The 14,225-nt window shown below is 62.4% G+C and carries 11 protein-coding genes and 1 other RNA gene; 3 read left to right on the forward strand and 9 right to left on the reverse strand.

Annotated elements, in window-relative coordinates:
- Window positions 1–108: 108 nt before the first annotated feature.
- Together fnr and N8H74_RS24510 are read left to right on the forward strand one after the other, a co-directional pair.
- Complete coding sequence (gene fnr, locus N8H74_RS24505; protein ID WP_217834038.1) at window positions 109–843, forward strand: fumarate/nitrate reduction transcriptional regulator Fnr; 735 nt, start codon at window positions 109–111, stop codon at window positions 841–843.
- Between the two features lie 78 nt (window positions 844–921).
- The gene (locus N8H74_RS24510; protein WP_217834037.1) at window positions 922–1,470 is read left to right on the forward strand and encodes an adenine phosphoribosyltransferase; all 549 of its coding nucleotides are present in this window, start codon (window positions 922–924) and stop codon (window positions 1,468–1,470) included.
- 97 nt (window positions 1,471–1,567) lie between these two features.
- Here the strand turns inward: N8H74_RS24510 and N8H74_RS24515 are convergent, their stop codons facing one another.
- The 5 genes from N8H74_RS24515 to dnaX form a co-directional block, all read right to left on the reverse strand.
- Entirely contained in the window at window positions 1,568–2,716 is a 1,149-nt protein-coding gene (locus N8H74_RS24515; RefSeq protein ID WP_262150976.1) for an acyl-CoA dehydrogenase family protein, read from the reverse strand.
- 97 nt (window positions 2,717–2,813) lie between these two features.
- Entirely contained in the window at window positions 2,814–3,416 is a 603-nt protein-coding gene (recR, locus tag N8H74_RS24520) for a recombination mediator RecR (protein WP_262150977.1), read from the reverse strand.
- Between the two features lie 66 nt (window positions 3,417–3,482).
- Window positions 3,483–4,517, reverse strand: a complete 1,035-nt coding sequence (locus N8H74_RS24525) for an NADP-dependent oxidoreductase (protein WP_262150979.1) — start codon at window positions 4,515–4,517, stop codon at window positions 3,483–3,485.
- A 232-nt stretch (window positions 4,518–4,749) separates the two neighbouring features.
- A complete protein-coding gene (locus tag N8H74_RS24530; RefSeq protein ID WP_217834033.1) occupies window positions 4,750–5,088 on the reverse strand; it encodes a YbaB/EbfC family nucleoid-associated protein in 339 nt (112 codons plus the stop codon).
- Between the two features lie 68 nt (window positions 5,089–5,156).
- Window positions 5,157–7,241, reverse strand: coding sequence for a DNA polymerase III subunit gamma/tau (dnaX, locus tag N8H74_RS24535; protein WP_262150981.1), 2,085 nt, complete (start codon window positions 7,239–7,241; stop codon window positions 5,157–5,159).
- Window positions 7,242–7,386: 145 nt separating this feature from the next.
- Between dnaX and N8H74_RS24540 the strand changes: the two genes are divergently transcribed.
- A complete protein-coding gene (locus tag N8H74_RS24540) occupies window positions 7,387–8,136 on the forward strand; it encodes a transporter substrate-binding domain-containing protein (RefSeq protein WP_217834031.1) in 750 nt (249 codons plus the stop codon).
- Between the two features lie 13 nt (window positions 8,137–8,149).
- Here N8H74_RS24540 and N8H74_RS24545 read toward each other — a convergent pair whose 3' ends face one another.
- The 4 genes from N8H74_RS24545 to ligA all read right to left on the reverse strand — a co-directional run bounded on the left by N8H74_RS24545 (window position 8,150) and on the right by ligA (window position 14,214).
- On the reverse strand, window positions 8,150–10,120 hold the full coding sequence (locus N8H74_RS24545; protein ID WP_262150983.1) for a hypothetical protein: 1,971 nt from the start codon (window positions 10,118–10,120) through the stop codon (window positions 8,150–8,152).
- 281 nt (window positions 10,121–10,401) lie between these two features.
- An RNA gene (gene ffs / locus N8H74_RS24550) (signal recognition particle sRNA small type) lies at window positions 10,402–10,498 on the reverse strand.
- A gap of 111 nt (window positions 10,499–10,609) precedes the next feature.
- Window positions 10,610–11,776: a putative zinc-binding peptidase gene (locus N8H74_RS24555; protein WP_262150985.1), complete on the reverse strand. Its 1,167-nt coding sequence runs from the start codon at window positions 11,774–11,776 to the stop codon at window positions 10,610–10,612.
- Window positions 11,777–11,856: 80 nt separating this feature from the next.
- Window positions 11,857–14,214 (reverse strand): NAD-dependent DNA ligase LigA, encoded by a 2,358-nt coding sequence (ligA, locus tag N8H74_RS24560; RefSeq protein WP_262150987.1) that lies wholly within the window; start codon window positions 14,212–14,214, stop codon window positions 11,857–11,859.
- Window positions 14,215–14,225 lie beyond the last annotated feature (11 nt).

Here is a 14,225-nt window from a genome sequence, read left to right on the forward strand (position 1 = left end):
CGACCGTGGCTTTATCCCCGAATGGCAATCTCGCCACAGGCTGGCCTGAATGTCCTCCCGTGGGTTACCCTTACGCCTTATGTGTGTTTTCCCACAAGGATTTAAGAAATGTCCGAGCCAGTTAAACTGCGCGCTCATAACCAGGCTAATTGCAAGGATTGCAGCCTGGCCCCTCTCTGCCTGCCACTTTCGCTGAATCTGGAAGACATGGATGCGCTGGACGAAATCGTCAAACGTGGCCGCCCGTTGAAGAAGGGTGAGTTCCTGTTCCGCCAGGGCGACACTTTCGATTCCGTTTATGCAGTACGCTCCGGCGCGCTGAAGACCTTCAGCCTGAGCGATACCGGCGAAGAACAACTCACCGGCTTCCACCTGCCGAGCGAACTGGTCGGCCTGTCCGGCATGGACACCGAAAAACACCCAGTCTCCGCCCAGGCCCTGGAAACCACCTCGGTGTGTGAAATCCCCTTCGAGCGCCTCGATGAACTGGCCCTGCAATTGCCGCAGTTGCGCCGTCAGTTGATGCGCGTGATGAGCCGCGAAATCCGCGATGACCAGCAAATGATGCTGCTGTTGTCGAAGAAGACCGCCGATGAACGGATCGCGACGTTCCTGGTCAACCTCTCCGCGCGCTTCCGCGCCCGTGGGTTCTCGGCCAATCAGTTCCGCCTGAGCATGTCGCGCAACGAAATCGGCAACTATCTGGGGCTGGCGGTGGAAACCGTGTCCCGGGTGTTCACCCGCTTCCAGCAGAACGAACTGATTGCCGCCGAGGGCAAGGAAATCCATATCCTCGACCCGATCCAGCTCTGCGCCCTGGCCGGCGGCTCGCTCGACGGCTGATCTCGACCCGCGGCCGAGCGAACCGTTTCAGCCGCGGGTATACTGCGCCGTTTGCAGCCCTGCCAGGACACCTCGACGATGGTCTTCGACTCCTTCGACATCAAATCCCTGATCCGCCCCGTGATCGACTTCCCGAAACCGGGCGTGATCTTTCGCGACATCACCCCGCTGTTTCAATCGCCCAAGGCCATGCGCCTGGTGATGGACAGCTTCGCCCACCGCTACGTGGAAGCCGACTTCACCCACATCGGTGCCATGGATGCGCGCGGTTTCCTGATCGGTTCGGTGCTGTCCTACCAGTTGAACAAGCCGCTGGTGCTGTTCCGCAAGCAAGGCAAACTGCCGGCCGACGTGCTGGCCGAGGGTTACGCGACCGAGTACGGCGAAGCGTTTCTCGAAGTGCACGCCGACAGCCTCTGCGAAGGCGATTCGGTGGTGATGTTCGATGACCTGATCGCCACCGGCGGCACGCTGATCGCGGCGGCCAACCTGATCCGCCGCATGGGCGCGCGGGTGCATGAAGCGGCGGCGATCATCGACCTGCCGGAGCTGGGTGGTTCGCAGCGTTTGCAGGACATGGGAATCCCGACCTTCTGCCTGACCCAGTTTGCCCTGACCGACAAGTAAGCGGCACCTGAAACGACGCCTTCGCAAGCAAGCCCGCTCCCCCTGCTTTTGTGGGAGCGGGCTTGCTCGCGAAGGACCAGCCGCTTCACCGCATCAGTCAAAGCCCCATCTGCTTGCTGATGATCTCGTTCATCACCTCCCGCGTCCCGCCGCCAATCGACAGAATGCGGTTATCCCGATACAGCCGCTCCACCCGACTCTCACGCATGTAACCCAACCCGCCCAGAATCTGCACCGCCTCGGTGGTAATCCGGTCCGAGGTGTCGGTGGCGAAATTCTTCGCCATGGAAATCTCCTTGATCACACTCTGCCCCGCCGCCATTTTCGCCGCCTGGCGATAGGTGAACTCCCGCGAGACTTCCAGCGCCGTGGCCATTTCCGCCAGGCGATGCTTGATCACCTGAAACTTGCCGATGGGTTTGCCGAACGCTTCACGCTCCCGCGCCCACTTCAGGCTCTCTTCCAGCGCCAGTTGCGCGGTCATGTTGGCCATCAGCGCCAGGGCCAGGCGTTCGCTCTGGAAGTTGCCCATGATGCAGGCGAAGCCCATGTTTTCCGCACCGATCAGATTTCCTACGGGCACCCGGCAGTCATCGAAGAACAATTCAGCGGTATCCGACGCCCACCAGCCCATTTTCTTCAGTTGCCGCCCGACGGTGAACCCCGGCGTGCCCTTCTCGATCAGCAACAGACTGATGCCGCCGAAACCCGGCGCACCGGTGCGCACCGCGACGGTGTAGAAGTCCGCGCGCACGCCGCTGGTGATGAAGGTTTTGCTGCCGCTGACCCGGTAGTGATCGCCGTCACGCACGGCGCGGGTCTGCAGATTGGCAACGTCAGAACCGCCGCCAGGCTCGGTGACCGCCAGGGCACTGATCTTTTCGCCACTGAGTACGGACGGCACCACGCGGTCGCGCACGTCGGGGCGTGCCCATTTGAGAATTGGAGGTAGACCGATGTCGAGCGAACCGAGCCCGGCCACCAGACCGCCCGAGCCGCAACGCATCAGTTCTTCACTGGCGGCAATCTTGGCGAACAGATCACCTTCGTGGCTGCCGCCCAGCGCCTCGGGATAACCGATGCCGAGAATGCCCGCGGCACCGGCCTTCAGGTACAGCTCGCGGGGGAAACGTTCGGCCTCCTCCCACTGATCGATGTCCGGCAGGATCTCGCGCTCGACGAAACGCCTGACGCTGTCGCGGACCATTTGGTGGCTGGGGTCGAAGTATTCCTGAAAGGCAGGCATCGGCGAACTCCACTGAAGGGTTCGCCGAACTTAACCGAGCGCTTGCTTGGTTTCAAGATCAAAGGAACGCAGCAAGATTGCGATCCTTTATTGTTGATCAGAGCGAAATCGGTTTGCGCCCGGCAAACGAATGCGCCAGCGTGCCGCCATCCACCAGCTCCAGCTCGCCGCCCAACGGCACGCCATGGGCGATCCGCGAAACGATCAGGCCTTTGTTGTGCAGCAACTGGGCGATGTAGTGCGCGGTGGCTTCACCCTCGACGGTCGGGTTGGTCGCGAGGATCACTTCAGTGAAGGTCCCCGCCTCTTCGATCCGCGCGATCAACTGCGGAATGCCGATCGCCTCCGGGCCGAGCCCGTCCAGCGGCGACAGGTGCCCCTTGAGCACGAAGTAACGGCCCCGGAAGCCGGTCTGCTCGACCGCATAGACGTCCATCGGCCCTTCCACCACGCACAGCAACGTGTCGTCGCGGCGCGGATCGGCGCATTGCGGGCACAAATCGTCTTCGGTCAGCGTCCGGCACTGACGGCAATGACCGACCCCTTCCATGGCCTGGCTCAAGGCCTGAGCCAGGCGTGTACCGCCGCTGCGATCACGTTCGAGCAACTGCAACGCCATGCGCTGGGCAGTTTTCTGACCCACGCCCGGCAAAGTTCGCAGGGCGTCGATCAGTTGGCGAATCAAAGGGCTGAAGCTCATGGGTAAAAAGTCCGACAAAACAACGAGACGCGGTTTATACCCGCGCCTCCGGCCAGCGTCAAATCCTCAGTCCCGGGCGACCCGCACCACCAGTTTGCCGAAGTTGCGCCCCTCCAGCAGACCGATAAAGGCCTGCGGTGCCTGCTCCAGGCCCTCGACCACATCTTCGCGAAATTTCACCTTGCCATCGCGCACCCACGGCACCATGGCGCTGATGAATTCCGGCTGACGGTCACCATAGTCATCGAACACGATGAAACCCTGGATGCGCACCCGCTTGGTCAGCAACGCCCGTTGCAACAGCGGCAGCCGATCCGGGCCTTTTGGTGCCTCCGAAGCGTTGTAGCCGGAAATCAGGCCGCACAACGGGATCCGCGCCTTGGGGTTAAGCAACGGCACCACCGCGTCGAACACCTGGCCACCGACGTTCTCGTAATAGATGTCGATACCGTTGGGGCAGGCCTTGGCCAGTTGCTCGGCGAAGTCGGCAGACTTGTGATCGATACAGGCATCGAAGCCCAGCTCCTCGACCACGTACTTGCACTTCTCCGCCCCGCCGGCAACGCCAACGGCCCGCAGCCCCTTGATTTTCGCCACTTGCCCGACCACCGAACCGACCGCACCGGAAGCGGCGGCCACCACCAGGGTTTCGCCCTCCTTCGGCTGGCCGATGTCCATCAGGCCCATGTAGGCGGTCATCCCCGGCATGCCCAGCACACCCAGGGCCATCGACGGTTTCGGCAGCCCGGACGGGATCGGGATGATGTTGCGCCCGTCGCTGATGCTGTGGCTTTGCCAACCGGTGGCACCGACCACCAGATCGCCGACGTGGAACTTTGGATGACGGGATTGCTCGACCCGGCTGACAGCACCGCCGGTCATCACCTCGCCGATTTGTACCGGCGCCGCGTAGGACCGCGCGTCGCTCATGCGCCCACGCATGTAGGGATCGAGTGACAGGTAAAGGGTCTTGAGCAGCAACTGGCCGTCTTCCAGATCCGCCAGCGCTTCGCGCTCCAGGCGGAAATTCTCAGGGGTCGGCGCGCCTGTCGGACGCGAGGCCAGAACGATACGTTGATTGAGCGTCAGAGGGTCGGACATGTCAGCGTCTCCTGTGAATGATGAATTCAGCGGTATAGGGAGCAGACCCTGGTAGGCGTTTTGCGTTCGATGTTTTGTCAGTTGGGTCGGGCTGCGCAGGGCTCAGCTCCTGTGGGAGCGGGCTTGCTCGCGCAAGCGACCCTGACCGCACCACCAGCACAAACAGCGGAAACAAAAATGCCAAGCGCAATGCCTGGCATTTTGTGTAGCTCATCTGCTGCCCAAAGGCGAATCAGAATGGCAGTTTCATACCGGCAGGCAGGTTCATGCCAGCGGTCATGCTGCCCATTTTTTCCTGACTGTTGGCTTCGATCTTGCGCACGGCGTCATTGACGGCGGCGGCGACCAGATCTTCGATCACTTCACGATCGTCTTCGTCCAGGCCCGGCAGCAGCGTCGGGTCGATGCTCACGCGCTTGAGGTCGTGACGACCGGTCATCACCACGGTGACCATATCGCCGCCGGCCTTGCCGGTGACTTCGGCGTTGGCCAGTTCTTCCTGCGCCTTGGCCATTTTTTCCTGCATCAGCTGTGCCTGCTTCATCAGGCCGGCCATGCCACCTTTCATCATGGGAATCACCTCAAAAGTACTGGGATCAAAACAGCGCCCGGCCGAGTGTAGCCGAGCGCCTTCAGTTATTAGCCCTGAGTGACCAGGGCGTCGACAGGTTCAATAGTATCGTGTCGCACGACCGCGCCGAACTGCTGCACCATCTGCTGGATGAACGGATCGCCATGGATCGACTCCTCCGCCTCGCGCTGACGGTTGGCACGGCGCCGGGACGCCGCCTGGGCCGGGGTTTCCTGCTCGGGCTTGATCAGCTCCATGCGCAGGTTCAACGTACGCCCGTGATATTGGTTCAATGCATCGTTGAGACGACGCTGCTGGGTCGCGTTGAACAAGGCGCTGTGGGCCGGGTCCAGGTGCATCAGCCAATCGTCGCCGTCGACCGCGATCAGCGTGCAGTTGGCGGCGATGCTGCCGGTCATGCCGGAAATCGGCAGTTTCGGGAACAGCTCCAGCCATTGCAGGGCCAGGCCGGTAGCCGGCGCCGCCGCAGGTTCCGGCTCGGGCTCCGGAGCAGGATCGACGGCGTGCTCGCTGGCCAGATCGTCGAGGTAACTGTAGGCCGAATCCATGTCCGGCTCGATGTAATCCTCGTCGAGCGGCGGTTCGTCGTCCATGTCCATGCCCGGCGTCGCGGCATCGACGTCGGCGACCGATGGCTCGGGAATCGGCGCGGCGGCCCACTCCGGGGCTTGCGGAACGACGCTGTCCGGGGTCGGCAGCGGCATCGGCGGCAGCTCGGGTTGCTCGGCGGCGATTTCCAGCACGGGTTCGACGGCCGGCTGCTGCACGGGCGCCGGTTCTACCGGATCGTTCCACGGCAGGTCGACGACGTCTTCCACAGCGGCGGGCTCGGGCTCGGGCACGGGTTCCGGCTCAGGCTCAGCCACCGCGGCAGGCGCAACCGGCGCGGGTGCTGGCTCAGGCGCCACCACGGGCGGCGGGGCCGGCGCAGTCACTGCAGCGATCACCGGCGCAGCCTTCGGCGCGGCAGCCACTGAGTTTGCGGAATCAACTGTGGCCTGGCTGATCCCCACTGGCTTTAGCGGTTGCCTTGGGGCGTCCGCGCTGTCGGCGGGCCGGAAGGCCAGCATCCGCAGCAAGACCATTTCGAAACCGCCGCGAGGATCCGGCGCCAGCGGCAAATCGCGGCGCCCGATCAGGCCCATCTGGTAATAGAACTGCACGTCTTCGGCCGGCAGTGCCTGAGCCAGCGCCAACACCCGGTCACGGTCGCCGTGGCCATTGTCGACACCGTCCGGCAGCGCCTGGGCGATAGCAACGCGGTGCAGCACGTTGAGAATTTCCGAGAGTACGCCGTTCCAGTCCGGCCCCTGTTCGGCCAAGTGGCGCACGGCTTCGAGCAGCGCCTTGGCATCGCCTTCGATCAGCGCATGCAGTACGTCGTAAACCTGGCCGTGATCCAGCGTGCCGAGCATCGCCCGCACATCGGCGGCCAACACCTTGCCTTCGCCAAAGGCGATGGCCTGGTCGGTCAGGCTCATGGCATCACGCATCGAGCCGTCCGCCGCGCGGCCCAGCAACCACAGCGCGTCGTCTTCGAAGGGTACGTTTTCAGCGCCGAGGACGTGGGTCAGATGCTCGACCACCCGCTCCGGCGTCATGTTCTTCAGGGAGAACTGCAGGCAGCGCGAGAGAATCGTTGCAGGAAGTTTCTGCGGGTCGGTGGTCGCCAGGATGAACTTGACGTAAGGCGGCGGCTCTTCGAGGGTTTTCAACAGCGCATTGAAGGAATGGCTGGAGAGCATGTGGACTTCGTCGATCAGGTAGACCTTGAAACGGCCCCGGCTCGGCGCGTACTGCACGTTGTCGAGCAGTTCGCGAGTGTCCTCGACCTTGGTGCGGCTCGCGGCGTCGATCTCGATCAGGTCGACAAAGCGCCCTTCATCGATTTCGCGGCAGACCGAACACTCGCCACAAGGGCTGGAAGTGATACCTGTCTCACAGTTCAGGCATTTGGCGATGATCCGCGCAATCGTGGTCTTGCCCACCCCCCGCGTACCGGTGAACAGGTACGCATGGTGCAGCCGCTGGCTGTCCAAGGCATTGATCAGAGCCTTGAGCACATGGGTCTGGCCGACCATTTCGCGGAACGAGCGCGGACGCCATTTACGTGCAAGAACCTGATAACTCATCGAAAACCGTCGCGGCAAAGGAAGCAGAAGCGGCTAATGCTAGCGGAGCAAGGGCAAAATTGCATCCGGTGTGCTCTTCTATTCTGGCTAAGCTGCGTGAGCGAGGGCTTTTGTCGACTCGGGATGGGGATTGAGCGGAGCATTTATGCGCTGGGCCTTGGGGGCAATACTGGGAATCAGCCTGAACGTGACGGCCTCGGAGCCGCCGCTGCGCTTCGCCGTGGCCGACAGCTGGGCCATGCCGATGGTGCAGATCGAACGCGGGCGCCCGACCCAGGGCATCCTCTACGACATGATGCTCAGCCTGGCGACCCAGGTCGGCGTCCCGGCACAATTTCACGTCCTGCCCCGCGCCCGGGTGCAAAGCGCCATGGAGCACGGCGAAGTCGACGTGCGCTGTTACGCCGCGCAATCGTGGCTGCCGAACCAGTCCGGCGACTACATCTGGAGCATCCCGGTGCTGTTCCAGCGCGACCTGCTGATCAGCCGCCCCGGCCCGCCCGTCGACCTCGACCCGGCCAGCCTTGCGCGTCAGCCGATCGGCACCGTGCTGGGCTACACCTACCCCACCCTGCAACCGCTGTTCGACGCCGATCAACTGCAACGCGAAGACGCCCGCAACCAGGAACAGGTGCTGGAAAAGCTCCTGGCCGGTCGCTACCGCTACGCCGTGAGCAATCAATGGACCCTGGACTGGTTCAACCAGCGCCTGCTGCCGGGACAACAATTGCAACGGGTGGCAGTGTTGCAGGAGCAGAACGTCGGTTGTTATGTGAGGAACGATCCGAACGTGCCGGTACAGCGGATTCTGCGGACGCTGTTGCGGATGAAAATGTCGGGGGAGATCGATGAGATCATCCGGCTATATACCGGAAGTTCGGAAAGCAGCCCGTAGGTGGATTCACCCCTCAATAGCCGTGCAACTCGCGGAATTTCTGATCGTCGTGGCCGACGTGATAATCGACCCACTCGACCACATCGTAAGGCAGGTAAAGCTGCCGCCTGGCTCGGGAGATCGCGATGTACACGGCGCAGATCCGCTGATCGAACTCGTAGGCGTCCTTGAATTTCACCGTGGTGAGCAGCTCGGTTGTCAGCAACACCCGGTCAAACTCCATTCCCCCGGCGTCCTCTGCAAGCATCAGCATGCAGCAGGTATCGGAGCGGCCAATCACCCGGTTCAAAGCGGTCACATCAGCGACCTTGAAACCGTTTTCCAGGCGGTTTTCGACCCAGAGAAACGCCTCATCAAACTGACTGGCCTCTCGCACCTGTCGCCAGTCCGCCATGTCGCTGAAATACGGATGCGGCCCCTTCTCGCTATTCGCGGCGCTGTAATAGGCGGACTTGAACATCTCGATCGCCGTGATCATGAAATGCTCGAGATCCCGCTGCGCCGCCGCGTCCTGGAAAATGAACGGGCAATTGGCATCGCGCAGTTCGATGGCCCATTTCACCGTGTCCCAGCGCGATGCGGTCAGCACCGCACAGCCTTCGGGCGGCACGAAACCCTGCGGATAGTGCTCGACGCCGACATCAGCATCGCGCGCGCCTTCAAAGGGGATCTTGCTCTTCTTCGAGTGGCGGGCGATCAACGGATTGACCAGACGCTCGACATTGCGCCCCGAACGCACCGAATAGCAGACATCGCTTTGCCGGACCTCGCGCTTGCGCCTGACCGGTTCGTCACCGGGCTGCTGATACTCGTCTCCCAGCGTGATCAACACCTGCCGCCCACGCTCGATGATTTGCAACAACGACTCGGGAATATCCTGGCTTTCATCAATCAGAATGTGCGTGTAGCGGGCAGGCACCGAACACCCCGCCAGACTCGCACGCTTGATCATCAGCAACGCCCCGAACCCGGTCTGGCCGGCCCATGCAGGGTTAGCCTCAAGATAGACCCACAGCCGGCTCGAGTACTCGAGCAGCGCCCTGGCATCCACCTCGGACAGCGCTTGCTTGAAATGCGGGAAGTGTCTGGCCGACAGACTGTGCTCCCTTGAGCGGCAATAGCGTTCAAGCACCTTGAGACAGACATCCAGAGTCGCTTGCCCGCTGCGGGCCTGAAAACCGTGGATGTTCAGTTCCTGTGCAACCGCCTGCCTGCTCGCCCCCCGGAGAGACGCACTGGCAGGTCTGGATCGAGGCCCCAGCAGAAGTTTTTGCGCAAAGGCGTCGAAAGTGGCGCTGGTGCTTCCGTCGCGGGCATTTCCCATGCGCTCGCGAAGAACCCTCAGTTTTTCAGCCGTGCGCGCCAGCACCAGGGTTCCTCCGGGGCGCAGGCACTCCATCAAGGTGCCCAGCAGGTGGCTTTTGCCGATCCCCGCATAGCCCTGAACATGCAGGTCTTCATCCAGATTGGCGCGGAAGGTTCTGACCAGTTTGTCTTGAGCGGCACTCAACCAGCGCTCGCGATGCCGGGGCGTGACCGTCTGCTGGCGGAACGGATTGTTGCGCGCATGGTGGCGGATTTTGTACTCGACATCCCATTTCCCGTCGGGCAACAGGTAGTCCCGCGCCGCCACTTCATCGTCCAGCAGGCAACGCAGGTTCAGACGCTTGATGGCATTGAGGCCGAAGTACAATTTGCGCGGATCGAACAGCCGCCGAGCCTCCGCAAGCAGCCCTGCGCCATCGGCCTGACGCTTCTCCACGGCCCACGCAATCAGCCTGGCCAGCACCCGCTCCGCCGCACCTGCCGTCAGGTCCTTTTCTGCCGCCTCCGCCAGATTCTGGATGACCAGTACCGCCGCCAGCTCCGCATCCGTCAGCGGGCCGAGCGTTGTTGCGCCGTCAGCCTCCAGCAAAGCCGCGCAGGCCTCGTGGGTGATGGGCAAAAACACAGGGCTGGAGAAATCAAAATGTTCCGGATGCATACAACCTCGCCGCCTGGGCAGGCGTTCTCACACGATCAATCCTGACCCGTGCTTATCGTTCATTTCGTGGCGAATCCGCCGGCCAAGGAGTATGCCACCGTTCACCTGCCGTGATTGAGCGGCGATGCGGGACGGGGCGAAAAAGGAAATGCCCGACGCCATCGCGCGCAACTTCGCACGAAAACCCGGCGCGGTGGAAAAATCACAGGCATAAAAAAACCGCAGTGGGCGAAACCCATGCAGTTCTGATTTGATTCGTTCGAGGTTCGTTAAGGTGGCGACCCCACCAGCCACACCCCGGCACACAATGTTCCCGCTGTGGCTGCTGCCTTCCGGCTCTGACCAGGTTCACGGGTAATCGTTGCGGGGGGACCGATGGGGTCACCATAACGACGCTTGCCTGTCGGCGAGCCGCGCCATTGTACCTATCTGAGACGAAGTTACAACCGCTGGTTGTAGATTAAAAATATGAAGAGGCTCAAGCACTTGCTATTGCGCCTGAAGCACTTCGTCCGCCCGGCCGCCCGCCTGCTGGATCACCAGATGAATGAAGTGCAGTTTGGCAATCGCCGGGGCCGGCAGCACGAACGGGTAGAAATCCGGCTGGCCCATGCTGCGTGACAGCTCGTTGAGCATCCCCGCCAGCTCGATCCACGCATTGACGAACGACAGGAACGCTGCGCCACCAGGGTGTTCCGGCTCGTACAGGGTGCTGGTCGGGAATGGCCGGTAGTCGAAATCCAGCTCCCGCGCGCTCATGCCGAAACCCAGCGCGGTGTCCACCGCGTCCATCATGTGCAGGTAGTGCGCCCAGGTTTCCGCCCAGTCTTCCCACGGGTGCATGGTCGCGTAGGCGCTGACGTAGTGTTGCGGCCAGTCCAGCGGCGCGCCGTGCTGGTAGTGGCGATCCAGTGCCTCGGCGTAACTGGCGCGTTCGTCGCCAAACAGATGGCGAAACCCTGTGAGCCACGGGCCGTTGGCGATCAAGCGATCCCAATAGTAATGCCCGACCTCGTGGCGAAAATGCCCGAGCAACGTGCGATAGGGTTCATGCATCTGCGCCCGCACCTGCTCGCGGTGGGCGTCGTCGGCCTCGGCGATGTCGAGGGTAATCAGGCCGTTGGCGTGGCCGGTCATCGGTGCGTTGCCCTCAAGGTCGACACCGATGAAATCGAACGCCAGCCCCGTTTCTTCGTCGACGGTTTTTGCCACGACCGGCAAACCGAGCGTAATCAGTTGCGCGATCAAGCGACGCTTGGCGATCTCGACCTTGCGCCAGCGTTCAGGATTTTGCGCAGCGGACAGGTCGGGAATGGTGCGATTGAGGCGGCAGGCGATACACAGGCTGTCGGCGGCGTCGGCCGGTAGCAGCCAGTTGCAGGCGGCGGGCGTGTCGAGGTTGGCACAGCGGCGGAACAGTCCGGCATCGGGATCGACGTCGAGCGTCCATGTGCCTTCCTGAGGCCCTGGTTGCAACGAACTGAGGCGACTGTGTTCCGGTTGATAACCCAGGAATGCCTCGCAGGCCAGGCACTGGCTGTTGCGAAAGAACAGCGACTGGCCGCAGCGGCACGGCCAGACTTTGCTGTTGCGCGAAGACTCGCCCATGAACGGCGCGACGATGCGGGAACTCAGCTGCTCGAAAAAGCGGTACATGGCGATCTCTCCCTGGGGCTTGCCAAGACTAGATCATCCTCGTGCGCCGATCGTTCCACGCACCGCGTCGCAACGATCGATCAGACCGCGAGACCATGCCCTTTCAGGAAGGCAATGAACGCCTCTTCATCCATGACCTTCACACCCAGCTCATTGGCCTTGGTCAGCTTCGAGCCGGCCCCCGGGCCTGCAACCACGCAATGGGTCTTGGCCGACACCGAGCCCGCCACCTTGGCTCCAAGGCTCTCCAGGTGCTCCTTGGCGACATCGCGGCTCATCAGTTCGACCTTGCCGGTCAGCACCCAGGTTTCCCCCGCCAGCGGCAGGCCTTCGACGACTTTTTTCTCGCTCTGCCAATGCATGCCGAAATCGATCAGTTGCTTCTCGGCGTCCTCGGCAAGTTGCCGATGCTCCGCCAAGGCAAAGAACTCGCGGACCGAATTGGCCTGCTTCTCCGGCAACGCCTGGCGCATATCGAGCCAGTCGGCGTCGAAAACGCCCTTCAGCGTAACGAATTTATCTGCCAGTTTCTGCGCCCCGCCAGGGCCGACCGACGGGATGTGCAGCTTGTCGAGGAAGCCACCGAGGGTGGTGCTGGCGGCGAACTCGGCACCCAATTCACCCTGATCCTGAATCTGCAAACCGTGCCCCAGCAACTCGGTAATCACCTGTTGGTTGTGGGCGTCCTCGAAGAAGCTGTGAATCTCGTGCGCCACTTCCAGGCCGACGTCCGGCAGGTAGGTCAGCACTTGCGGCAACGCGCGCTGCACACGCTCCAGCGAACCCAGCGAGCGCGCCAGCACCTTGGCGGTTTCCTCGCCAACATCGGGAATCCCCAGCGCATAAATGAAGCGCGCCAGACCCGGCGTCTTGCTGTCGGCGATCGCTGCCAGCAGTTTGTTGCTGGAGACTTCGGCAAAGCCTTCGAGGTCGACGATATCGTCGAACTTCAATGCATACAGATCCGCCGGAGAGCTGACCAGCCCCTCGTCCACCAGTTGCTCGACGCTCTTGTCGCCGAGGCCTTCGATGTCCATCGCGCGGCGGGAAACGAAGTGGATGATCGCCTGCTTCAGTTGCGCACCACAGGCCAGTCGACCGACGCAGCGATACACCGCGCCTTCGCTGATGGTTTCCTTGCCCTTGCTGCGTTTGACCAGTTGCGTGCGCTCGACATGGGAACCGCACACCGGACAACGCTCGGGAATCTGCACCGGCCGCGCATCTTCCGGGCGACGCTCGGTAACGACCTGCACAACCTGCGGGATCACGTCACCCGCGCGGCGGATGATCACCGTGTCGCCGATCATCAGGCCCAGACGCGCCACTTCGTCCATGTTGTGCAACGTCGCGTTGGCAACAGTGACACCGGCAACCTTGACCGGTTTCAACCGCGCCACCGGGGTGACCGCACCGGTGCGACCGACCTGGAATTCCACGTCGAGCAATTCGGTGAGTTCTTCCATGGCCGGGAATTTGTGGGCGATGGCCCAGCGTGGCTCGCGGGCGCGGAAGCCCAGTTCACGCTGGTCGGCGATGCTGTTGACCTTGAACACCACGCCGTCGATTTCATAGGCCAGGGCGTTACGCCGTTCGCCAATATCGCGGTAGTAATCCAGGCATTCGCCGATGCCTTTGGCCAGTTTCAGTTCGTGACTGATCGGCATGCCCCAGGCCTGGAGCTGCTTGAGGTTGCCGATGTGCGTGTCGGAAATATCGTGGGAAACCTGGCCGATGCCGTAGCAGCAGAACTCCAGCGGACGATTGGCCGTGATCTTCGAGTCCAGCTGGCGCAGACTGCCGGCGGCGGCGTTGCGCGGGTTGGCGAAGGTCTTGCCGCCGACTTCCAGTTGCGAAGCATTGAGGCGCTCGAAACCGGCCTTGGACATGAACACTTCGCCGCGCACTTCGAGCGTCGCCGGCCAGCCTTCACCGTGGAGCTTGAGCGGGATGTTGCGCACGGTGCGCACGTTGACGCTGATGTCCTCACCGGTGGTGCCATCACCGCGCGTGGCGCCGCGTACCAGCACGCCGTCCTGATACAGCAGGCTGACCGCCAGGCCATCGAGCTTCGGTTCGCAGCTGTATTCCACCGCCGCGCCACCGCCGAACAGATCGCCAGCCGGCAGATCCAGACCTTCGGTTACCCGACGGTCGAACTCGCGCATGTCGGTTTCTTCGAAGGCATTGCCGAGGCTGAGCATCGGCACCTCATGACGCACCTGAGTGAACGCCGTGAGCGCCACGCTGCCGACACGCTGGGTCGGCGAATCGCTGGTAACCAGCTCCGGGTTGGCCGCCTCAAGTGCCTTGAGCTCGTGGAACAACCGGTCGTACTCGGCGTCCGGAATACTCGGCTCGTCGAGGACGTGATACCGGTAGTTGTGCTGATCGAGTTCAGCGCGCAGCTCTAGAATGCGGGTATTGGCGGCGGTCATGGGTGTTCTCT

The organism is Pseudomonas sp. B2M1-30 (assembly GCF_025447575.1).
Classification (GTDB): domain Bacteria; phylum Pseudomonadota; class Gammaproteobacteria; order Pseudomonadales; family Pseudomonadaceae; genus Aquipseudomonas; species Aquipseudomonas botevensis.

Excerpts from the sequence above, each read along its gene's own strand:
- N8H74_RS24540 (WP_217834031.1), top strand. The coding sequence starts at position 7,387 with ATGCGCTGGGCCTTGGGGGCAATACTGGGAATCAGCCTGAACGTGACG.
- N8H74_RS24510 (WP_217834037.1), top strand. The coding sequence starts at position 922 with ATGGTCTTCGACTCCTTCGACATCAAATCCCTGATCCGCCCCGTGATC.
- fnr (WP_217834038.1), top strand. The coding sequence starts at position 109 with ATGTCCGAGCCAGTTAAACTGCGCGCTCATAACCAGGCTAATTGCAAG.
- N8H74_RS24525 (WP_262150979.1), bottom strand. The coding sequence starts at position 4,517 with ATGTCCGACCCTCTGACGCTCAATCAACGTATCGTTCTGGCCTCGCGT.
- recR (WP_262150977.1), bottom strand. The coding sequence starts at position 3,416 with ATGAGCTTCAGCCCTTTGATTCGCCAACTGATCGACGCCCTGCGAACT.
- N8H74_RS24545 (WP_262150983.1), bottom strand. The coding sequence starts at position 10,120 with ATGCATCCGGAACATTTTGATTTCTCCAGCCCTGTGTTTTTGCCCATC.
- N8H74_RS24530 (WP_217834033.1), bottom strand. The coding sequence starts at position 5,088 with ATGATGAAAGGTGGCATGGCCGGCCTGATGAAGCAGGCACAGCTGATG.
- dnaX (WP_262150981.1), bottom strand. The coding sequence starts at position 7,241 with ATGAGTTATCAGGTTCTTGCACGTAAATGGCGTCCGCGCTCGTTCCGC.
- N8H74_RS24555 (WP_262150985.1), bottom strand. The coding sequence starts at position 11,776 with ATGTACCGCTTTTTCGAGCAGCTGAGTTCCCGCATCGTCGCGCCGTTC.
- ligA (WP_262150987.1), bottom strand. The coding sequence starts at position 14,214 with ATGACCGCCGCCAATACCCGCATTCTAGAGCTGCGCGCTGAACTCGAT.
- N8H74_RS24515 (WP_262150976.1), bottom strand. The coding sequence starts at position 2,716 with ATGCCTGCCTTTCAGGAATACTTCGACCCCAGCCACCAAATGGTCCGC.